Genomic DNA, 23,855 nt, shown 5'->3' on the forward strand with positions numbered 1-23,855 from the left:
ATTTGTTAATTTTAAAAGTATTTTGTTATGAGAAATGTAAGGAGTTTTTGGAGGATAGTCGTAAAAGTCTTTTGTTTGGTATTGTTGTTTATCTTTTATATTGGATGTGAAGCGGATATTGATATTCAAGAGAATGTTAATGATGCTACAAATGCTAATTTTAGCGTATATCTTGATTTAGATCCTGATATGTTGCGTAGTAGGAACGGAAATGAAGATAGTGCTATGGAAATCTTTTTTCAAGCTAACGCTCGTTTTTATACAAATGTGAAAGTAAAAGATGGTCGACTTCAGTATGTTGGCGATCGAAATATTAATATGTCGAAACGCTTATTTGATTATTTGCAATTAAATTTAAATGAGACAAATATTAGGATAGAGAAAGGTGAAATAGAAATCATAGATTCTAATAAAAATAATGGTTTTGAATTAGTATCAACGAAGATTCCTGTTAAACGTATAAAAATAAAAACGCGTGGTTTTGAAGGACTGGATGATGATTATACAAGAATTGATTTTCAAGACGATGAAGAAGAAATAGGGAATAACGTAATTGATGCTATGCGGCAATATTTTCTTAATGATGTTACCGACATAAGGGATTTGGTAGATTTTAATTCAACAACATGGGGGCAAGGTGGACCTATTCGTAGTGACTATTTTTCATATAATGGTAATGAGGTGCAATGGACAGTTGTGAATGGAACAGCTTCAACTAACTATCAACGAGAAATAAATTCTATTTGTACGGATATATGTATAGAAGAACCAAATTATAATAATTATGAAATACAGATACGTTACTGTGAAGGAGGAACGGCTCTTCGTCTGCGAACATCTGATTATGGAACTTATTTAGAGTTATTGAATGCTGTTGGAGTAAAAGGTTAATGTTTTTATGAAATATAGTTTGGCGATTTTATCTCTATTATACTTTTTTTCAGCTTGTGCTTCTCTCAAGCAGAAGGAAAATATTGACTCAGTGGAATCAGAAATGATTATTTTTCTTCAGGAAACGTTGAAAACTAATTACGGAAATAAAAATGCACTCTGCTTATTTGTGCAGGCTTTGGAACGCTATCATTTTAATTATTTATTGGATGTAGACAAGGATAGGTTAAAACGAATAAATGAAAAGCTTTACACGGGTGGCATCCTTTATTCCTATTTCCTTGACGAAGCTATCCTAAATGATTCTTGTATGTTGTTTGTTCCAGCTGGTGTTTCTCCGTCAGAATATCGTCGTTCTGATGTTTGTCGGCAGGCATTAAGGAAGTTGCAGGTTAAAGATTCCTGTTCTGTTGTTTTCATTGTCGATTCCGCAAAGTATGTGTACAGTAAAGCTCAAGTGGAGAATATTCTCTTGCCATTGAAGAAGCGAGAAGATGGTTTTACATATTGGCAAAGGGAATTGCAACAAGCGGTTCATCCCGCTTTGAAGGCAATTGCCAAGGTTGAAGATGAAACTGGAGGGAATCCTCCTTCGTCTGTGCTATTTGGGATGATCGCTAATAATACGGAGAATATTTGTGAAGGCTTTAAGGATGATCGGGAGGTGCAAATGTTTCTAACGCTTTATTTTTGGAAGTATTTGTGTCATTTTGCAAATATAGATTTCTATACAGGAATGGATAAAACAAGTGAAGTAATAAAATGTAAATAAGGAGAATATGAAAAAAAGTATCTTTTTATTCTTTCTGGGAATAATATTGTTTGTTTGCCAGACAAAAGCATCTACAATAAACGATGTGTCTGCTGTAGAGACAGAAATGATTAACTTTTTCCGTTCTACATTGCAACGTAACTACGGCAGTTCTGACGGAAAAGCAGTAAAGTTGATGATGGATGCTCTTCTGCATTATAAATTTCATTATATTATTGATGTGGACAAGGAGGCTTTGAAAGCTATTAATGACAAACTTTATCCAGATATGTTTGGGCGCTATTTTGTAGAGACTAATGAGCAGCCGATTGATTCACTTCATACGAATTGGGAACGGTATGATCCTTATCATATCATTTGTAGCTATAAGTTTAAAAAACAACTGAATGAAGAAACTTATTACCAGAAGGAACTGTCACAGGCTACATCTCCTTTATTTAAGGAAGTATGTAATGCGTATGAAGCAACCGGCAGTTTACCTTTTACTGTCGTTTGGGGAAAGATCCGTGACAACAAATATCAATGTTTAGATGCTTTTGAAACAGATAGGGATGTTCAGATGCTTTTCGCTTTCTTCTTTTGGCGTTATTTATGTTATTGCGTGAATATTGATTTTATGACAGGAAAGGATAAGACGAAGTTATATATAGATATGAGAAAATAAGAAGTATAAGTTTAATTTCATCAATAAATTGGTGATAAATCATTTTTATAATATGAACAGACTGAAAATTTATTTGGCAATAGTCTTGGCATTGATATTTATGTCAAGTTGTGGCTCTTCTGCTAAGGTAGCAAAGAATCGCGATGAAATGAAGAGTGATTCAAGAATATGGGATTATCTTGACGTCAGTGATAGAGAACGTGCATTAGTTGATTCTATTGTAGCATTGGATGAATATGCTGTATTCCTTGATTCATACAAAAAGTATCGGACAAAGAAGAATGCTATGCGTGAGGGCGAAGATGTGGAACAAACGAAAGAGTTTGCGGAATATTCGGTAGCGTGTTCTAAAATATTAAGAATCACGGATGAGTTGAAGTTAAGTGTGAATGCATCTGTTGCTGTGTTTAAGAAGATGCGTGAAGTTGCTAATAATAAATAGAATCAATAAAGAATATGATCCGGGAAGATAAAACGCCAGCTAAAAAGATGCTGTCGACCAAGAATAACATTTATATAGGACTGTGTATCTTATATCTAGTGTTGTTAATGATAAACAGGAAATATCCAATAGGAGATATAACACTGCATATCGTTTATCTTTCAACCTGGTCTTTCCTTTTATTGTGGGAAATTGTAGATGTACTAATAAATAGAAAGAAGAATATTAGCTTCATAGTTATAATTTCGATGGTGCTGGTTATGTACATTGCAAATATGTTGAGGTAAAAAATAATGTTGTAAATATATTTTTGAAAAATGTTTTTTGTTGATATAATAATTAAAAAGTTGAGAACAATGAGAGCTATTTTTAATTTAATTGTACTGTTGTTATTTGTTTCATGTAGTCAGGAATATGAAAAAGAACCTGAATTTAAAAGCTTGAAATTGGGTAATCAGCATACCCTGTTAAGTTGTGGAAAAGAACAAACAAACTGGGAAGATGATTTAAATTATTCGTTTAATGGTGCAGGAAAGGACTCTTTACAATGTAGTAGTTTGGAGATGATAGAGTATTCTTTGTTAAAAGATAGTACGATATTAGGGCATCAAGCTATCAAAGAAATAATTGCAGATAGTATGTTTATTCCGATTTACGGAGATTCTATAAATGTTAATAGGTTCAAATTATGGTCGTTTCTGGAACTTAATTCAATGTTCAATGTAAATGCAAAATCTTTGTATATGACGAAAAAGATGGATATTTTGAGAGAGTATCTTAATGAGCAGTTGAAGATAGTAAAAATTAAATGGAGGTATAATAAGAATGAATATTTTGAAACTAAGTGCTTGGTGACAGATGAACAGATGGTTTATGATGATATATTGTCGAATATTCGGTATATAACAATAGAAGTACCGGCCAATAATAAAACTTTCTCAAGAAAAATTGTTAAAACACGTGGTGGTGATCCAGGATATGACAAATATCCAATCTCGTATGATAAAATGTCCTCTACTTATGTTTGTTATGCATCCAATCATACTGTAGGAGCAATTGCATATTACTATGTTCAGGTTTCGGGAACTCGATATCCTGATGGAACAAAATCAATAGATTATGCTCAATATGAGGCACCTCATGATTCGAAACCTGGATTTTATGCGGTAGGTCAAATACAAGCGGAAGTTGAATATGGTAAAAATGGAACATTCTCTTATAATTATGCAGTTGGGGTTGGTACAAAAGAAATTACAATTTCAATGAATGGATCAAGTTTTACTATGTATGGAGAAGATTCTGGTGCTGTTGGTGGTGAGGGCTTTTCTGCAAATGCGTTAGACTAATTTAATATGTATATTATGCGAACCGTTTTATTTCTAGTTAGTATCGTTTTTAATATAGTTGGTATAGCAACTGCTAACGAAGCATTAAACCGTTGTGATACTCTTCCATCTGCGCAAATGGATTTGTTTACTTATGGAAGTCCGTCTATCGTAACAAGTGAGATGAATTTTAGAAATCTGTTTCGGAATTTTCCCATTTATGTAGATAATGCTAATGAAATAAAACTGCTATATTATCACTATATGGAAACGATTAAAAACAAGAAGCAAATAAAAAGCTATGTGAAGAGAAATTTTCCACCATATGTTCCCAATTGGGGAGTAGCTGGAAGTCAAGGAGGAAATTCTGATATTGGTGAATTCTCTACTTGGCGTTTCACAATTGAACAAGACCCTTTTCAAACAATAGATGAAGACATTGTCAGTAAGATGATGCGGGAGGTTAAAATAGGCTATGAAGTATGGGAGGTTGTGTTTAAATTGTGGGATACGACTTATCATTATTATATGTTTGTGAATGCTAAAACGCAGGCAATTGTGAAGTGGGGGAATATTTTTGGAGCCAATATACCACAAAGCCATATTGATTTCATAAACCAAAAATACAAACGAGATGCCAAAAAGCATATTGAGGTTGTTCCGATTTTTCATCATCAATAACGGAAAAACATGATAGAGTATGAATTTGAGTCCGAAACATGCGATGGAACGTGCGTATTGGGTGGCGTATAATAATTAAAATATTTACTAACAAGAATACTCCTTTTAGTTTCAATTAAAAATGAACCGAAAGAATCTATTAAAATATATCGCAACGGCATTATTGGGCAGTGTAGCTGCCTATGTGTCGATTAAATTACCTTTATTACATGCGGAAACAATCTTTTTTTTGACTGTTATTGCAATGCTAATCATATATATGTATGCGAATAAAAAAATACGGTATATGATACAGTTGTCTTTCCTGTGGGGAGTAATATATGCACTTGTAATAATGGTATTTCGAGGTGTATCTCGGAATCATGCCATTCTCATCGGTTTTCCTGCTATTGTGTTGTTTACTTGGGCATTGGCTTATGTCTATCGCAATAAGCTTTCTGCTAAGAATATATTGGCAGTCTCTTTGGTGACTCTTATTTTATTGGAAGGACCGGTACGGATTATAAACTATTCTTCCACACTGGTTTCCTTGCCGTCTTTTATTTTTAATATAACAGGTATACTTATTGGCAATATGTTGTTTATAAAGCGCAATAAGGTAGCAGGTTTTTCCTTTTTAATTGTATTTGGATGTGCGGTATGGATGTTTTGTGAAGGAGGTGCCACGTGGGCAAATAGAATATTTAATGGAACTTTTACAGGTAAAATCTGTACTCCGGACGATAATTATAAATTGTACGATGAGAAAGGAGATGTGCTGTTTTTATCTGAAATGGAGGGCAAAATTGTGTTATTGGATTTTTGGTGTAACGGCTGTGGAGCCTGTTGGCGGAAGTTTCCTGTGATACAGAGCTTATATGATACACATCGAATGAATGGTAACGTTGTTATTGCCGGAGTTTTTGTTGAGAGTAAGAACGGGGAGTATGAGAATAATATGAAGACATTCCATAGGAAATATACTTTCCCGGTATTCAAAGTTTCTAAAGAGGATTCTTTAGTGAAGAAACTGGCAATAAAATCTTTTCCAACAATTGCTGTGATGGATGCAAACGGAGTCTTTCGAGGTTTGGGAAGTACTGAAGTTGTGATGAATATATTTGATGATTTGGTGGAGAGTTTAAAATAGTGGAGAAACAATGAAATCTTGAGTAAGTAACTAAAAAACAATATAGCTTATGATCCGGGAAGATAAAACGCCAACTAAAAAGATGCTGTCGACCAAGAATAACATTTATATAGGACTGTGTATCTTATATCTAGTGTTGTTAATGATAAACAGGAAATATCCAATAGGAGATATAACACTGCATATCGTTTATCTTTCAACCTGGTCTTTCCTTTTATTGTGGGAAATTGTAGATGTACTAATAAATAGAAAGAAGAATATTAGCTTCATAGTTATAATTTCGATGGTGCTGGTTATGTACATTGCAAATATGTTGAGGTAGATAGAAACAAGATGATAAAAGATATAAATTTAATATATGCGAAAATGAAATATACACGGACATTATTAATTATTGTATTTGCTTCTGTTGCCCAGCTATTTTACGGGCAAGAAAGATACACAATCAGCGGTGAGTTTCCAGATCGTTCTTTGGATGGTGAGTATGTGTTTCTATATGAACATTCAGCTCTTGTTGAAGAACCTGAACGTATGAAGCAAGCATTCAAAGATACCATACTGGTAGTTGGTAATACATTCCATTACGAAGGAACGCTCAACCGGAAACCTTTTTTGGCTTCTCTCTCTTGCAGTAAAGGTAGACAGTTTCGTTATAATACCTCTTTCGTTATAGAACCGGGGGATATTCAACTTCGCATTGTTGATTGGGGAAGTGAGGGGAATGTTTCCGGTGCTCCTATTAATAATGATTATAATGCGTACATTATCGAATGTAAAAAGCAAGTAGACAAGATGCTCTATTTGATGAGAACCAAGCGGGAAGAGGAAGCGATGAAAAGTGATGCACGTCTAAATGCGTCGTTTCGAGATGCGTATATACGTTCCACAGAAGGTCGTTTGCTTTTTGGAGAAAAATATGCCCAATATCCCGATGTTATCCGATCTTGGTTGGCTATGTATATAGACCCTATTAATCAAACTGCGGGAGATGAGGCTATTTTATCGCGATTCTTGCATGTTGTCGATTTAATGCCTGAGGCAGAACGCGATATTCTTTTAGCTTGGCGGGAGTATAGAATCGAGTTGCAAGAATATATGGTAAAAGCCAAGGCCTTGAAAGACAGTCTGGATGCTAAAAGACCTCGCTTTATTGAGGTTGTTCCTAGTCATTCATCATCAACAACGGAAAAATTATGATAGGATATGAAATAGCTATTAATGATCAGTCACCTGTGGTTGTCACGTCACCTGATGTGGCATCTGTCATGGTGCATAGCAATTACTCTTTCGGTGATAGTGTGTATGTAGGAGGCTTGGATACTTCGAGAAGAATCGTTTGGGTAGATGAAAAACTGAAAGTGGGAGATAGGATTCGAATAAAGGTTGTTGAAGTGTCAGCGGTATCTCCTACTGTGAAGATGATCTATGATCGGGAAGAATTGAAGGCAAAATACGAACAGCTTAAAGCCGAGCTTGAGGCAAAGGGACTTATATAGAATATTGATATGAAAGGACTTTTAGTAAAAAACAAAGATAAAATTAGCAAGGCTGGCATTCCTCAAAATGGAGTTGGTCTTATTGCTAATATTACTTGGCATAGTGGTGCGTCTTGGAGCGTTGGTGGTTTGCGGGTGTCTGATGAGATGCATTTGGTATGGGACGGAGGACTATTGGAAGTCGGGGATGTGATAGAAGTGGAAGTGGCAGAATTTGATGAGGCTTCGGCGACTGTTTGGGAGGAAAAGCATTGCTGTCCGACACAAACGGCATCGGACGACACAGATAATCCGAAGGAATGGGAACATAAACTGGATCTCTACTACCGATTGAAAAAGGTATTGGAGGATGAGAACTTAATTTAATACTAGGATAAAAATGATAAGACTCCTTTATATTTTGTTTGCCGCAGCGTGTATAGGCAGTATATTTGTATATTCCCACCAATTTACAGACGCATATATTGTGCCTAAATGGTGCTGCGCTTTGTTTGTGCTGTTATGGATGCTGGTGTGTGCTGCATTTTTGGCATTGCAGCGTAAATCCATAGTGACGGATATGACGATATGGGGGAGTATCATTGTTTCCTGTTGTTGGGTGCAGGCTGTTTATGGAATATTGCAATACGTAGGTTTATTTCCTTCTCATGCAACCTTCCGTGTGACCGGTAGTTTTGATAATCCGGCAGGATTTGCCGCTTGCCTTTGTGCCGGATTGCCTTTTGTCGTTTTTCTGATCATACATAAAAATAAGTATATTCGATATGCCGGATGGTTGGCAGGGGGAGTGATGGTGTTGGCGATATTCTTATCTCATTCGCGATCCGGCATGGTAAGTGTTATTGCGGTATGTATCATGTATTTGTGTGGAAGATTCGTTCATGGGAGATTGTGGAGATATTTGCTATCGGCATCTATGATAGGATTGTTAATAATCGGCTCCTATTGGTTGAAAAAAGATTCGGCAGATGGTCGGTTGTTGATTTGGCGGTGTGGCTGGGAAATGGTGAAAGATGCTCCTTGGACGGGACATGGCATCGGAAGTTTCGAGGCTAAATATATGGACTATCAGGCGGATTATTTCAAAGAATATGGTTCGCAAAATCGCTATGCAATGTTAGCGGATAATGTAAAGCAGCCTTTTAATGAATATTTGGGAGTTCTGATTAATTTCGGTATTGTCGGATTGGCTTTGCTTTTAGGTATTGTGGGGGCGCTTGTGTATTGTTATAGGCAAAATCCTACACTGGAAAAGAAAATAGCTCTTTATGCTTTGCTATCAATAGGCGTATTCTCTTTCTTTTCCTATCCGTTTACGTATTCTTTCACGTGGATGGTGACATTTCTTGCCGTTCTCATGTTGGCTGCTGATTATTTGAATCGGATAAAGATAGGCACCACATGGACCAGGAATATACTGTATTCCGTAACGGTGGTGTCTTGCTTTTGGGGACAGATTAGGCTGGGCGAACGTACACAGTCGGAACGCAGTTGGCAGGAGGCTTCGGAGTTAGCTCTTTGTCATTCGTATGATGAGGCGCTTCCGTACTATGTGAGTCTGAAACACCGATTCGAAGATAATCCTTATTTCTTGTATAATTATGCTGCTGTTTTCACGGAAGCCAAAGAATACGAGAAGGCTTTGAAGGCAGCATTGGAGTGTCGCAAGTATTGGGCAGATTATGATCTTGAATTATTATTGGGTGATATTTATAAAGAAAAAAAGGATCATAAACAGGCTGAAGAATACTATATGAGTGCTTCGTATATGTGTCCTAGTCGTTTTCTTCCTCTTTATCAATTGTATGAACTGTATAAATACATAAGTAACACAGAGAAGGCTTCGGAATTGGCAAAGATACTTTTGGAAAAGCCTGCAAAAGTAAATTCGGCGTTGATAAGGAGAATACGATATATGGTGAAAAAAGATGGTTTAATTAATAGTGTACGAAGATGAAAAAGAATTATAAGATCATACTTCTTTTCTGCTTATTGCTAGGCGGAATGCTCTCTGATGCTTCTGCAAAGAGAAAAAACTCCTTCGTAAGAAAGGATGAAATATTTTCTTATTATTCGAAGTTTGTTTCCGAGGTTTGGGACATCTCGTGGAAGAAACCGAAAGGCTTTACGGATTTGATGAAGAGCGAGACGTGGGCGTTCGGCAAGAAAGACCCTTATTCTTTATTTTATCGGCTGACCGTTGAGTCAGTCGATAAGGATTGTCTCATCATGTATCCCGAACTGAAGATGGTGACGTCTTTCCCTGATATTGCATGGACTGAAAAATGTGGAAAACCGGAATTTCTGAGAAATTATGTTATGATGGAGGTCGGTGATTCTTTGATTGAAGAACGACTGACGGTGTTTTCCGGAACTGAGGCTTCGATGAATGCAGATACGGTGTTCGTGTTCCGCACTGCATTGAAGAACGTTTATAAAAGGTATTCATATTGTACAAGCATCTATGCCTACAAGGAAGGTCGACCGCCTATGATATTCCGTTGCTTTTTTACAGAAAAAGGAAGGGCAAAGGAAAAGCTGTATCTTTCAAAGTTCTACAAGTCGGTGAACTACGGAAACAATAAGGAATGGAAAATGGATGCTGATAAAATGCGTGAGGCTTCTTCCCGGATATTCTATTCGTTTACGAACGCAGAACGGAAGGGGCTTTTTAGTGAGTATCAGGTGGAGTGTGAGCGAGACTTTCATATAAAATTGAGTATGCCGGCAGGATTTGAGACTATTGATAAAATGGTCTCATTCAGAGTAAATGAAGGAAGAAACATTGGTGTATTTTATAGTTTGTTGTTGGAATCAAGAGATAAGGACTGCCTGATGCTATATCCGCTTTTTATTGAAAATCAATCTCATGGCATTGCTAAAAATATGACTTATGGTGAAGTAAAGGCTGCATTGAATTTAGCACCGGAAGAGAATGAATGTATGAGAATGAATTTGGTGAATGGCAAGTTTACGCTTGGTAAGAGTAAAGTACCCGACCGTTCAAAGGAAACGGTACAGTTCGACACTGCCCGCTATATGAGAGTGATCGCAGAGGAGAATATGGAGAATTATTGCAATGCCGATACAGTATATGTATATGAAGTTCCGTTATTGAAACCTTATAAAGGAGTTTATACGAAGTGTATCGGGATAAATATGGTGAAAGAGGGGCATCCGTATGGAATGGCAAAAATCCTTCTGATGGAAGGAGACAATGCGAAAGATAAATACATGAAACAGTTTTTCGAAAGTATACGTTACAGTGATAGTATGCTGGATTATAAGGCGAGAATGAAATCGAAAAATTATAAAAAGAAATAACCATGAGAAAGTATATCCTTTATTTGTTAGCTATCCTGTTGGCAGCCTGTTCGAAAAGTGTGCCTTATTCTGACGAAACTATTAAAAACGACTTGCGTGTACCTGCTTATCCGTTGCTGATGCTCCACCCGCATCTGCGTTTATGGTCGACAGCAGATCAGCTGACAGAGAAGAATATGACTTTCACAAACGGAAAGAATCTTCCTTTTGTCGGTTTCCTGCGGGTGGACGGAACGATGTATCGTTTTATGGGTAGTCGTGATCTGCCTATGCAAGCCATTGCACCAATGGCATACGATTATGAAAGCTGGGAAGGAAAGTACACCTCTCTTAGACCGGATGAAGGCTGGGAGCAACCGGATTTTAATGATCAATATTGGCAGGTAAATGAAGGTGCATTCGGTACACGCGACAGACGTGAAACGAGAACGCAGTGGCTTTCAACTGATATATGGGTGCGGAGGGAAATCGTGGATATTGATCCATATTTGCTTGAGAACAAGAAGATTTATTTGCGTTATTCGTGTGACGACCGGATACAGCTGTATCTTAACGGAATACAACTGGTGGATGCGGAGCGGATGGCGATAAACCAAATGATTGAATTGCCCGATGCAGTTTTAAATACAATGCGGAATGGGAAGGCACTTATTGCCGCTCATTGCAAAAATGAGCAGGGCAGTGCGCTGGTCGATTTCGGTTTGTTTGCTGAAGAACCGGGAATGTTGGTAGAAAGCATAGCTCCTGTTGCTTCCGAAAAAGAGTGGGTGGCGAAATATACTGTAGATGATCCGGGAGAAGGTTGGGATACGGTTGCGTTCGATGATACTTCCTGGATGCAGGGATATGGTGCGTTTGGCACGGAAGGCGGGCAAAATGTGAAGACGCCTTGGAATACCAAAAGGCTATGGATCAGGAGGGAAGTCTCATTCGATCCTTCCTTAGTGAAAAGCAGACAACTTTTTGTGCGTTATTCGTATAATGACGGTATGCAACTGCTTATTAATGGAAAGGAGCTTGTTCGTACAGGAACGAAGGCACGCAACGACGTGAAAGTGCAGATCCCGGATTCTATCTTAGAAACAATGAAAGATGGAAAAGCCTTGTTTGCAGCACGTTGCGTGAATTGGGGAGGTACTTCCTTTGCTGATTTCGGGTTGTATGGTGAGCTGAAAGAAGCCGGGCAGAAATCAGTGGATGTGCAGGCTACCCAAACACATTATATTTTTGATTGTGGAGATGTGGAATTGAAACTGACATTTACGGCTCCTTATTTATTGGATGATTTGGAACTGTTAAGTCGTCCGGTTAATTATATTTCTTATCAGGCTAAGGCCTTGGACGGTAAGGAGCATGATGTCGCTATTTATTTTGAAATGGATCCTCATAAAGCCTTTCGTGCCGGACAGTCTACGGAGATGTATGAAAAAGACGGTTGGGTGATGATGAAGACTGGTCGGGAGAATCAGAAGTTGTGGGTAGATAAGCTGAAGGATGCTCCGGCTTGGGGATATTTCTATTTAGGAGCGAAAGAGAATGTTACTTGTGCACAAGGGGATGCGGCAGAGATGAGGGCGCACTTTATGAAAGAAGGTGATTTGAAAGAAATGCGTCGGTCGAATGAAAAACGTTATGCGGCAATAGCACAGAAGCTGGAAATGAATAGTGAGTTTCCTCAACATCTGATTGCGGCTTTCGATGGATTGTATACAATGGCTTATTTCGGTGAGGATCTCCGGCCTTATTGGAATAAGGACGGAGATAAAACGATAGAAAGGTTATATGAGGACGCGGAAAAAGTATATAAAGAAACAATGGCAAGGTGCTATGCTTTTGACAGGCAATTGATGGAGAATGCTTGCCGTGTCGGTGGTAAAGAGTACGCAGAACTGTGTGCTTCGGCATATCGTCAGGCCGTTTCGTCTTTTCAGATGTCTAAGAATTCGAATGATGAGTTGCTCTATTTTACTACGTTGGTGGGTTCGCTGGATATCTATTATGCTGCTTCACCGCTATTTCTTTGTTACAATCCCGATCTGCTGAAAGCAATGTTGAATCCTTTCTTCTATTATAGTGAGAGTGGTAAATGGAATAAGCCTTTCCCGGCTCATGATTTGGGCGGTTATCCGTTTGTAAACGGACAAGCGAAAGGGGGAGATTTGCCGGTTGAACATGCCGGAAATATGCTGATTATGGTGGCTGCTATGGCTAAAGCGGAAAAAGATGCATCTTACGCAAAGGCTCATTGGGAGACTCTCTCCAAATGGGCAGGTTATTTGATGGAGAACGGGGTTGATACCGATAAACAGATGGATACTGACAGCTTTGCCGGCCGCTATTCTCATAATGCTAATTTGTCTGCCAAAGGAATTCTAGGTATTGCATCGTATGCTCTTCTGGCAAAAATGCTAGGTAAACAGGAAGATGCTGAAAAATATTTGGCAGCAGCAAAAAGAATGGCGGAAGAATGGGAGAAGCAGGCTTCTGACGGAGACCATTATCGTTTGGCTTTTGACCAGCCGGATAGCTGGGGGCAAAAGTATAACTTGATTTGGGATAAACTCCTTGACCTCCATGTTTTCCCAGATAGAGTAGTAGAATTGGAGACAGCCTTTTATAGGACTAAATTGAATACTTACGGTTGTCCGTTGCATAGTAAAACTGATTATGCGAAAGCTGATTGGACTGTATGGACGGCTGCATTGCAAAATGACCGACTTATGTTTCGTGAGTTTATTCTTCCGCTTTACAATTATATGAATGAAAACAAATGGCGTGTACCAATGGCGGACACTTATAATGTTGTGAATCAGAAAACAAGAGTCACATCATGGGGAAGACCGGTAACGGGGGCCTATTTCATAAAATTATTGGAAACGGTTATTGAATGATGTTGATTTAATGTGTATATTTGTATAGTAATACAAGAGGAAACATGAAAGCAATATAAATCCCATAAATAAAATCAGATAATTATGAAAAACATTTTCCTTTCCAAAGTAACGATGTGCATAATTGCACTGTTTACTTTAACTTTATCAGCTTCTGCACAAAATACAAATGCGACAGATGAGTACAAAGAAACGTTGAAGAAAATCATGAATTTTTCTGGTACTTCGACTACTACGGATGACTTTTTCCAGAGATTATCATCTATCATGAAATTAAAGGCATCGGAAAAGGATGAAGCTTATTGGGATGAGTTCTCTAAAAAATGGAAAGAGAAAGTAGAAAATAAGGTGTTTGAAATGTATATGCCTGTTTATGAGAAGCATTTAACATTGGAAGAATTAAAAGCTGTTGCTGCATTTTATGAATCTCCCGTAGGTAAAAAATATAAAGAGGCTTCATTGATGGTTATGCGTGAGACAATGCCGTTGTTAGTGACGCAACTCCAGACAGAGATGTTCAAAGAGGTAATGCCGGAGAAAAGTGAACGGGTAAAAAAAGGTGAACAGCGGTTGAAAGAATATGAGCAAAAGCAGAAGCGTGATAAAGAATTATATGCACAAGCCTATATGCTTCCAAGCGATAGTATAGTGATAGTTCCTGAAGAAGTGTATAGGAAAGCGTATAAGAATGGGAGGTCTACAACTCCTTCCTTATATTCGATTGAAAGAAGAGAGGACGACACCAAGGTGACATTCATACAACCTATTTATTGGGACTGGCAATGGTTGTATTATAGTCCGGGCTTTAAGATTGTTGATAAGAAAAGTGGCGATGAATATAATGTGAGAGGATATGATGGTGGAGCTCCGATGGGCAGGCTGTTGGCTGTCAAAGGATTTAATCATAAATATATTTATATCAGCCTTCTATTCCCGAAACTGAAGAAAGGTGTGAAAGAAATAGATATCCTTGAGCTGTCGAACGAAAAGGATAAAGAACAGTTACCTTCCAATGATGATGGAAAGTCTAAATCATATTTTAATGTAAAGGTGAAGGATTATCAGGTCGTCTCTGATAAGAAAAATAAGAAGATCTATTATTAGTTCAAATGATTATTAGAATTTGAAATGATTCTTTGCCATTTAACAATCGACCTTCTTCTTGCTGATAAGTTACTGTCTCTTTCCGTGAAGGATGTGAGGGAGGAAAACTCAACTTTATTGTGTCTTTAGCCATTTATTCTAAGGATAATATTGATTCAAAAAAAGGATAAATATTGGTCAAATGGGATGAAGGGCCGGATTTGGGGTGTTACAATATGAGAGGGAAACTAAAAAAAATCCTTGCCGCTACACCCCTGTAGCGCATATTCCATGTCATAGAGGTGTAACGCCCCCTTGTGCTATAGCGAAACAACCTGTAAATTTGCAGAAAAATAAAACGAGTCATTTATCTCTATTTTTCTGATAATTATGAAAATACTCACAAGGTTGATTTCTGTCTTTTTGTTTGTTGCAATTGGTAGTCTCTTTTTCTTTTCATGTGCTGAAAAAGAAAAATGCACTTCAATGGTTTCATTCCTTGAAACTGCTCTTCAGCAGGCAGGAGAGAACCGTGTGGAACTGGAAAAAGTCTTGTCTCATTATAGCGCTAATCCGGCAGATAGTTTGAAGTATAAAGCCGCTTGTTTTTTGATAGAGAACATGCCTTATTATACCTATTATAAGGGCAAGCAGTTGGACCGGTATCTCACTTACTATACTTTGCTGCAAGAAACACGTGGATTGGGGATTTCTCCTCAGGCAGTGGCCGACTCCGTCCGTCAGATGTATGGGCTTTTGTATGTAGATTCTTTGCAATCCTATAGAGATGTTGAAACTGTTGATTCTGCTTATTTATGTAATAATATTGAGTGGTCATTTAAGGTGTGGCAGGAACAACCATGGGGGAAACATGTTTCGTTTGCAGATTTTTGTGAATATCTTCTTCCTTATCGTATTGGTGACGAAACATTAGCAAGCTGGCGTGAATCTATTTATCAGAAATACAATCCTTTGCTCGATTCTTTACGTGCATCCGGAGTGCTTGATAAAGAAGACCCGATTGTGGCAGCCCGTTGTTTGCTCGATTCAATTCGTAAAGGAGAAGTGGTATTTACTACTGCCGCTCCTGCCAGCCTTCCTCATGTGGGACCGGAAGTTGCTCAACTGAAAGCGGGTAGTTGCCGGGAACTTTCAGACTTTGTTGTTTATGTTTGTCGTGCGTTGGGTATTCCATGCGCCATAGACTTTATGCCGATTCGCGGTGATGAGAACGATAGCCATCAATGGGTGGCGTTTAATGACAAATACGGTACGCTCTATTATCACGAATTTCCTAATGGTGTGAGTGAAGTGCGGAAACATATCATGTGTGGAATTCCCAAAATAAAGGTATATCGTAATACATTCAGCCTGAATCGTTCTATGCAGGAAGAAATGCAGAAATTGGATACTGCTATTGTTCCTCTTTTCAAAGATCCGCATATCGTGGATATTACTTTCCCTTATACCAAAGATTTCAAGAAAGAACTCCACATACCGAAAGACGTTCTATATAAAGGCAATCCGCGTTCAAGAATAGCTTATCTATGTGCCAGCAAACGGATGGATTGGGAGCCTGTTGCATGGACAGAGTTCGATGATAAAAACATTGTTTTTACGGATATACAAAAAGGCCCCGTCATGCGGGTTGCCACTTACGAGCGAGGACGACTTCGCTTTTGGACCGATCCTTTTGAAATCAATGTTTCCAATGAGTTTCATTTCTTCACTCCTTCGGATAGTGTACAGGATGTTACTTTGTTTGCAAAATATACTTTGCGGGCAGATGAGATGTTTTTGAATCGTATGATAGGCGGAACATTTGAAGGAAGCAATGATCCTGATTTTCGTGAAAAAGAAGTCTTGTACTTGATAAACGAGAAACCGAAAAGATTACAGACTGTTGTTCAATCGTATTCTTCAAAATCGTATCGCTATGTCAGATATATAGGTCCCAAAGATTCACACTGTAATATTGCGGAGGCGGCTTTTTATACTCCTAATGATACCGCTTCTTTAAAAGGTAAAGTTATAGGTACTCCCGGATGTTTTCAAAAAGATGGTTCGCATGAGTATACAAATGTATTTGATGGGGATGTTACAACTTCTTTTGATTATGTTGAGCCTTCCGGTGGTTGGTCAGGTCTTGATCTTGGAACTCCTAAGCAGATTGGAAGGATTGTTTATACGCCTCGGAGTTATGATAACTATATTCGTTCGGGAGATAAGTATGAGCTTTTTTATTGTACTAGGAATAAATGGAGTTCTCTTGGTAAACAACTTTCTGAAGCGGACTCGTTAACTTATAAGAATGTTCCTCGCAATGTACTGTTGTTATTGAAGAATTATTCGCGTGGAATGCAAGAAAGAATTTTTATTTATGAAAATGGAAAGCAAGTCTGGAAATAGAATTAAAATAATGTTTTTTTGAAGTTACTTTGATCTATTTTTAATCATGTATTAGCTAGCGTTATATGATTAATATAGAAAGATTTATGTAATAATTAATGTTTAATTAAAAACGAAGTTTATGGTTTTGGGAAAATTTAAAAGAAACCCTTTTTTAGTTTTGACACTGTTGTTAGGTGTTATTTTTCAGAGTTGCAACTCTGATTATGATGAGTATGTAGATGAAGCAGAACATTCAAAGAAAGAGAATACTACTGATTATGATGTAGTATTACAGTCTAGTGAATTTAAGAACTATGACTTTAAATACTCAAATTTGATGGTGATAATTGAAGAAGTTACATGCCGAATGTCTAAAGAAGAGGAAGTAGAGTTAATAGAATTGGCGAAATTATACATGTCTGATTCTGATAGGTATAGTGCTTTATTTAGATATAAAGTTGCTAACATTTTAGGAAGTGATTCAATAAGAGTTAAAGATGCTTTTGCTTCAGTATTAGAAGCTAAAAAGACTCTAATGAATAATAAGAAATTAAGTGATAAAATGAGCGGACGTGAAAAACTTATTTTTGCTGAATTGCAAATTAATAGAGACGCTGTATTAATAGAAGGGACTACTCCAATAGTAAAGACTCGTACAGAAAATATAAGTAAATTGGCACAATGTAAAGCTATTTGTATATCTGAGTATGAAAGTACAGATCATAAATTAGCTGAATTATATCTTTGTGGAAGTGCGGTAAATATTGCACTTTGTGCTATGTCATCAGGAGCAGCTATTCCTATTATAGTTATAGAACAGATAGGGCTGACAATGGCAATTGATGCTGAAAGAAGGGAGGCTATAAGAGTACGTGAGAATTGCTATAGAAGGTGTGACTTAGATTGGGGCTAATCAGATGATATTTTTATTATTTATGAGTACTTATGCTTCACTTATATGTACTTTATATTATATAATTTCTCACTGGAAAAGACTCTTCTCAGAGCAAAAGTATATATATATAGCTTTTTTTGTAGGGAACAGTATAATAATCAATGCAATATTATTAGGAGCATGTTGTCGGGTGATATTTAAATAAATCTATAATTTGGGGGGATTAAAGAAGCCATATTGATATTTTTTTAATTCCTCCTTTATCTTCTCTTCATATATATGAAAATGTATGTTATGTTGTTGTCTCTTTTGTCACTATATAGTTGTCATAATACTAATGATTGTAAAGCTTTTGTTGGCATATCAGATGTTATGGAATATGGATATGAGGTTTCTAAACCATCATTGTTGTGCCTTATTAACGATAGTAGGCAGTCGCAAACCGTATGCAAAAATGATTTTTTAACATCTGACTTTGTATATTATATCGTGGATGATTCCCCAAATACTATTTTGGGGAAAATGTTAAATCCTCCAGTATATCCAGTATATATTATCTTCGAAAAAGATAGTATTGTTTCAGTTGTTTGCCATGAAGAAATGAGAAAAAAAGTAGAAAATTCAACTGGGAAATTGTTGAAAAATGAGTTGTTGAACTTTGGAAATAATAATAGGAATTATATAAATTACTTGAATGCTTTATTGAGGTTGTCTATGTATCTGGAAAAACAAGATATGAATTACACAATGGAATTGAACTATTTAGATTCTTTGGTTAGGAAGCAGAATAAATTTTATGGAAAATATCTTTTAGCACAATTATATAAGGATTTAGATGTTAAAAATGCTGATGAGATGTATAGCGACTTATGGGTAAATTCGACAAAAAATGACATGGAAGAGTATCCAGAAGAATTTATAGATATAATGAAATGTAAAGATCATCTAGTGCTTGTGAATAAAGAGGATATATTGTTTGATTATACAGAATATGATTTTGGAATCATATCTCCTAATAAAGAAGTAACTTGTAATTTTAGTTTTACGAATAATAGCTCTAATAAGTTTATTATTCATAATGTAATAACAACATGTGGATGCACTGTACCTGTTTGGAATAGAAAACCGATAGCTCCTAATACCCGGGATTCTATCTCAGTAAAATTTAAAAGTAATTATACGGGAGTTAACCATAAAACTATCATTATAGAAGGGAATTGTAAACAGAAAATTGAACTAAAAATAAGAGCTTCAATTTGTAATTAGAAAATATATAATATACGTGTTTTATGTAAGGAAAGAACTGTGCCATGAAAAAAAATATCTTGATTTTATTTTTGTTTTTGCCTTTTGTTTGTTTTGCTCAAAAAGTAACTTATGGCGATAATAGCGTTCGCATAGAAGGCAAAACTTTCTTGTATTTTGATGCTGAGGGGAACCCTATTACAGACCAGGCTCATAGAGATTCTCTAGAAACTCATAGATATATAATTTCTATTAAAGGAACAGATGAAATACCAGAAATCCATCTAGTTTATAAACACCCTAAACTTGAAACATTGATAGGTAAAATTCTTCCTAAAATAGACCTAAATGATATTAACGGAAAGTCTATTGATTTTGATGAATCTGAGTATACAGTTATATGTTTTTGGAACAGGCATTGTCGTATTTGTATTCGGGAGCTTGTTGTTTTAGATATACTTGCTGAAGATTATTCGAATGTTCAGTTTGTCGGATTGACCCCTGATTCTCCTGAAGAAGTGCATAAGTTAATGAAAAGGCTTAAGCTAGAATGGGAAGATATAGAAATTGTTCCTAATTATAACGAAGAATTTACTGATATACTAAAAATCTATATGTATCCTTCCAATATTATAGTTGATAAAAATATGGTAGTAAAAGCGGTAAATGTTGGAGGGGATACTCGTAAATTATTAAGAACATTAGAACAATTATCTGGCGAGAAATAAATACATTGCTGGAACTAAGTGCCCAGCAGTGATAATTAATAATTAAATAAATATAGATTTATGAGAACAGAAAAAGAAAGTATTCCAGTTAAGACAAATGAAGTACGAAATGCATTATCCGTATTTTTTTTGATGAATCTTTTCCTATTCGTACCGGTAATCTGTGCGCAAAAGTCGCAGCCTATTTGGCAAAAACATTTGGAGTATATGAAAAATGATACTGCCAAAGATTGGATGGGTGATTTGAAACATTTGAAACTATTGAAGTACACTTACAAGGGGAAAATAAAGTCTGAAAAGGATAAGTATAGTGTGATAGAGGCTACATATTCTGACAAAGCGCCTGCCGTATCAATGTTGCCGAACCTAGTTATAAGCGACACAACGTATACGGAAACCGACATGACGATCCATCAGAAAATATATCCCCAATTTAAAATAGTTACGGTTCGTCAGATGGTAGATGCCGGGAAACTGACCGAAGATTCTATTGCGATGCTCAAACAACGACTCTACGAAAATATCGAAACTGGATTCGGATATGTGGCATTGGATTGGCTTTACAAAGGGCAGAAATTCAGCACACTGGGTATCATAACGAATGATGGTATTCCCGTTGATCCCATAACCTCACATTTACACACAGGTGTCAATACGATTGTAGAGGGACGAATCTCCCCAGATAAGAAATGACACTATTTTTGAAACTCAAATTGTTTAATTAGAAATAGTTTATCATGAAAAAGATTGTATGATAATAGAAATAAATATAGTAATCGAATGAGAGTTTATAAAACACTAATGAATAAAACATTCATTTGCCTGCTAATAGTCGTATTGGCAGCCTGTAAAAATACTCCTTACTCTGACGAAACAATTAAGAGTGACCTTCGTGCGCCTGCTTATCCGTTATTAACCTTACATCCGCACGTGAAACTTTGGTCTATGACGGATGAACTGAACAAACAGAATATGACCTTTGGCGGCAGCACACAGCTTCCTTTTGTCGCTTTCTTACGGGTAGACGGTGTTATGTTTCATTTCATGGGTAGCAAAGAACTGCCGATGCAAGCTATCGCTCCGATGGCGCTTGACCATGAAAAGTGGGAAGGAAAGTTCACTTCATTAGTACCTGATGAAGGATGGGAGCAACCGGATTTTGATGACAAGTACTGGCAATTGTCAGAAGGAGCATTTGGTACACCTGGCATGTGGGAAGCAAGAACACGATGGACTTCTTCTAATATTTGGGTACGAAGAGAGGTTGAAGTTGATCCGTATCTTCTGGAGCATAAAAAGATTTATTTGCGCTATTCTCATGATGATGTATTTCAATTGTACATCAATGGGAAGCAATTGGTGAATACCGGATATGACTGGGGAGCAAACTTTAAGGTGGAAGTCCCGGACTCAATTCTGCAAACAATGAAAAGTGGAAAAGCGTTGATTGCCGCTCATTGTGAGAATCGTATGGGAGGAGGATTGGTAGACTTCGGACTCTTTGCCGAGGAACCGACTATGCCAGTTGAAAAGATTGCGCCCATCTCTTATGAAAAAGAGTGGACGGGAAGATATACCATGGAGCAACCTCAGGAAAATTGGGAAGCTAAGGAGTTTGACGATACAACATGGACAGAAGGACAGGCGGCCTTCGGCACGGATGATCAGCGAAATGTGCATACTCCCTGGTTTTCACCTGATATATGGGTGAGACGCGAAATGATATTCGACCCGGCGTTGGTGAAAAACAAGCAACTGTATTTACGCTATTCACATGATGATGTGTTCCAATTGTATGTGAATGGCATGCAACTGGTCAGTACGGGATATGAGTGGAAAAGTGATCTCAGAGTAAATATCCCGGATTCTATTGCAGAAACTATGAAAGATGGAAAAACTGTGATTGCCGCTCATTGCGAGAATCGTATGGGAGGTGCATTAGTTGATTTCGGGCTATATGCAGAATTGAAGGAAGCTAAACAAACATCTGTTGATGTGCAAGCAACCCAGACACATTATACCTTCGAATGTGGAGATGTAGAACTGAAACTTACCTTTACCGCTCCTTATCTGTTGGATGATTTGAAGACACTTGCCCGCCCGGTCAATTATATCTCTTATCAAGCTAAAGCATTGGATGGCAAAGAGCATGATGTGGCTGTTTATTTTGAAATAGACCCGCACAAGGCATTTCGTGCCGGACAATCTACACAAATGTATGAAAAGGATGGTCTGGCTCTGATGAAGACCGGACAGGAAAATCAAAAATTATGGGTGGATAAAGAGAAAGGGGAACGGTCATGGGGATATTTCTATCTGGGAACAAAGGATGACGTGACCTGTGCACAGGGGGATGCAGCTGAAATGAGGGCATACTTTATGAAAGAGGGAGATCTGAAACAAATGAGAAAGTCTGCCGAGAAACGCTATGCTGCATTTGCACAGAAGCTGGATGTGGACAGCGATTTCCCGCAACATCTCACTGCCGCCTTTGACGGACTGTATACAATGGCTTATTTCGGCGAGGACCTAAGACCTTATTGGAATAAAGACGGGAAAACAAGCATAGAAGATTTGTATGCAGAAGCAGAGAAGGATTATAAAGAAGTGATGGCAAAATGTTATGCTTTTGACCGTCAATTGATGGCGGATGCTTACCTTGCCGGAGGAAAAGAATATGCTGAACTCTGTGCTTTGGCTTATCGTCAGTCCGTATCCGCTTTCCAAATGTCTGAAGATTCGGATGGAGAATTGCTTTATTTTACTCCGCAGGTAGGTCCGGTGGATGAATATTATCCGGCTTCACCGCTATATCTTCGCTACAATCCCGATTTGGTAAAAGCGATGCTTAATCCATTTTTCTACTACAGCGAAAGCGGGAAATGGGGAAAGCCATTTCCTCCGCATGATTTAGGAGGATATCCTATCGTAAACGGGCAGACGATAGGTGGTGATATGCCTGTAGAAGAAGCAGGAAACGGATTGATAATGACTGCTGCTATTGCTAAAATGGAAAAGAATGCTTCGTATGCAGAAAAGCATTGGAAGACATTGACCCAATGGGCTGAGTATTTATTGGAAAACGGAACGGATACCGGTGATCAGATTATTACAGATAATTTTGCAGGAGACTGTCCTCATCATGCTAATTTATCCGCCAAAGGTATTCTGGGTATTGCAGCATATGCACGTCTGGCAGAAATGCTGAATAAGAAAGAAGAAGCAAAGAAGTATATGAACGCTGCCAGTGAGATGGCTAAAGAATGGGAAATGGCTGCTTATGCGGGTGATCATTACCGACTGGCTTTTGACCAGCCGGATAGTTGGGGGATGAAGTATAATCTGGTGTGGGACAGGCTGCTTGGCTTGAATCTTTTCCCGGAGAGAGTCATTCAGAAAGAGACGGATTTCTATCTTGCTAAGATGAATGAGTTTGGATGTCCGTTGGATAGCAGGCATAGTTATACGAAAGCGGATTGGACAGTATGGACTGCTTCATTGAGTGATGACCGTATGCAATTCCGTAAACTTATGTTGCCGCTTTATAAGTTTATGAATGAGACTACAGATCGCACACCAATGGCTGATTTGATAAATACGGATAAGGCAACTATAGTCGGATTTGCCGGGCGTTCGGTAGTAGGGGCATATTTTATCAGGTTGTTGGAATAAGAATATGTAAAAATAAAGAAGAAAATGTTTCTGTAACGTATATAATAAGATTCTAACTATGATTTTACCAGCGTTTATTGAGATAGTTTATATTCTGATTCTATTGGTCGGAATATTAATGGTGATGAAAACTCCTCGAATGTCTACAGCATATAGATTCATTTGGTTTTTTATAGTCTTGTCACTTAATCTATTAGGATTGATTGTTTTCTTGATTTGGAATAGA

At 37.4% G+C, this 23,855-nt stretch carries 20 protein-coding genes; all 20 read left to right on the top strand.

Annotated elements, in window-relative coordinates; all coding sequences use genetic code 11:
* Positions 1-27 precede the first annotated feature (27 nt).
* The 20 genes from A4V03_RS20315 (at position 28) to A4V03_RS20420 (ending at position 23,629) form a co-directional block, all read left to right on the top strand.
* Positions 28-891 carry a hypothetical protein gene (locus A4V03_RS20315; RefSeq protein WP_065540168.1) on the top strand — a complete coding sequence of 288 codons (864 nt, stop codon included), beginning with the start codon at positions 28-30 and terminating at the stop codon, positions 889-891.
* Between the two features lie 7 nt (positions 892-898).
* Positions 899-1,663 carry a hypothetical protein gene (locus tag A4V03_RS21415; protein ID WP_236588692.1) on the top strand — a complete coding sequence of 255 codons (765 nt, stop codon included), beginning with the start codon at positions 899-901 and terminating at the stop codon, positions 1,661-1,663.
* Positions 1,664-1,670: 7 nt separating this feature from the next.
* Complete coding sequence (locus tag A4V03_RS20325; protein ID WP_141243570.1) at positions 1,671-2,327, top strand: hypothetical protein; 657 nt, start codon at positions 1,671-1,673, stop codon at positions 2,325-2,327.
* A gap of 52 nt (positions 2,328-2,379) precedes the next feature.
* Positions 2,380-2,769, top strand: coding sequence for a hypothetical protein (locus tag A4V03_RS20330; RefSeq protein WP_065540169.1), 390 nt, complete (start codon positions 2,380-2,382; stop codon positions 2,767-2,769).
* A gap of 356 nt (positions 2,770-3,125) precedes the next feature.
* The gene (locus A4V03_RS20340; RefSeq protein WP_141243571.1) at positions 3,126-4,115 is read left to right on the top strand and encodes a hypothetical protein; all 990 of its coding nucleotides are present in this window, start codon (positions 3,126-3,128) and stop codon (positions 4,113-4,115) included.
* A 15-nt stretch (positions 4,116-4,130) separates the two neighbouring features.
* Entirely contained in the window at positions 4,131-4,775 is a 645-nt protein-coding gene (locus A4V03_RS20345) for a hypothetical protein (RefSeq protein ID WP_141243572.1), read from the top strand.
* Between the two features lie 286 nt (positions 4,776-5,061).
* Complete coding sequence (locus tag A4V03_RS20350; protein WP_158213963.1) at positions 5,062-5,904, top strand: TlpA family protein disulfide reductase; 843 nt, start codon at positions 5,062-5,064, stop codon at positions 5,902-5,904.
* 366 nt (positions 5,905-6,270) lie between these two features.
* Positions 6,271-7,101: a DUF4369 domain-containing protein gene (locus A4V03_RS20360; protein ID WP_065540535.1), complete on the top strand. Its 831-nt coding sequence runs from the start codon at positions 6,271-6,273 to the stop codon at positions 7,099-7,101.
* Between the two features lie 35 nt (positions 7,102-7,136).
* Complete coding sequence (locus A4V03_RS20365; protein WP_236588690.1) at positions 7,137-7,400, top strand: hypothetical protein; 264 nt, start codon at positions 7,137-7,139, stop codon at positions 7,398-7,400.
* Between the two features lie 9 nt (positions 7,401-7,409).
* Positions 7,410-7,766, top strand: a complete 357-nt coding sequence (locus A4V03_RS20370) for a hypothetical protein (protein WP_065540176.1) — start codon at positions 7,410-7,412, stop codon at positions 7,764-7,766.
* A gap of 13 nt (positions 7,767-7,779) precedes the next feature.
* Positions 7,780-9,357, top strand: a complete 1,578-nt coding sequence (locus A4V03_RS20375; protein WP_065540177.1) for an O-antigen ligase family protein — start codon at positions 7,780-7,782, stop codon at positions 9,355-9,357.
* Positions 9,354-10,724, top strand: coding sequence for a hypothetical protein (locus A4V03_RS20380; protein WP_065540178.1), 1,371 nt, complete (start codon positions 9,354-9,356; stop codon positions 10,722-10,724). Before A4V03_RS20375 ends, A4V03_RS20380 begins: the two co-directional genes overlap by 4 nt.
* 2 nt (positions 10,725-10,726) lie before the next feature.
* Complete coding sequence (locus tag A4V03_RS20385; protein WP_065540179.1) at positions 10,727-13,615, top strand: glutaminase family protein; 2,889 nt, start codon at positions 10,727-10,729, stop codon at positions 13,613-13,615.
* 84 nt (positions 13,616-13,699) lie between these two features.
* Entirely contained in the window at positions 13,700-14,719 is a 1,020-nt protein-coding gene (locus A4V03_RS20390; protein WP_065540180.1) for a DUF2059 domain-containing protein, read from the top strand.
* 369 nt (positions 14,720-15,088) lie between these two features.
* Positions 15,089-17,107, top strand: coding sequence for a transglutaminase domain-containing protein (locus tag A4V03_RS20395; protein WP_065540181.1), 2,019 nt, complete (start codon positions 15,089-15,091; stop codon positions 17,105-17,107).
* 121 nt (positions 17,108-17,228) lie between these two features.
* The gene (locus tag A4V03_RS20400) at positions 17,229-18,002 is read left to right on the top strand and encodes a hypothetical protein (RefSeq protein WP_065540182.1); all 774 of its coding nucleotides are present in this window, start codon (positions 17,229-17,231) and stop codon (positions 18,000-18,002) included.
* A 354-nt stretch (positions 18,003-18,356) separates the two neighbouring features.
* On the top strand, positions 18,357-19,250 hold the full coding sequence (locus tag A4V03_RS20405; RefSeq protein ID WP_065540183.1) for a DUF1573 domain-containing protein: 894 nt from the start codon (positions 18,357-18,359) through the stop codon (positions 19,248-19,250).
* Between the two features lie 44 nt (positions 19,251-19,294).
* A complete protein-coding gene (locus tag A4V03_RS20410; RefSeq protein WP_065540184.1) occupies positions 19,295-19,957 on the top strand; it encodes a TlpA family protein disulfide reductase in 663 nt (220 codons plus the stop codon).
* A gap of 60 nt (positions 19,958-20,017) precedes the next feature.
* Positions 20,018-20,650, top strand: a complete 633-nt coding sequence (locus A4V03_RS20415; protein WP_065540185.1) for a hypothetical protein — start codon at positions 20,018-20,020, stop codon at positions 20,648-20,650.
* A gap of 87 nt (positions 20,651-20,737) precedes the next feature.
* Complete coding sequence (locus tag A4V03_RS20420; RefSeq protein ID WP_065540186.1) at positions 20,738-23,629, top strand: glutaminase family protein; 2,892 nt, start codon at positions 20,738-20,740, stop codon at positions 23,627-23,629.
* The last annotated feature ends 226 nt before the right edge of the window (positions 23,630-23,855 follow it).

This window comes from Bacteroides caecimuris (assembly GCF_001688725.2).
Classification (GTDB): domain Bacteria; phylum Bacteroidota; class Bacteroidia; order Bacteroidales; family Bacteroidaceae; genus Bacteroides; species Bacteroides caecimuris.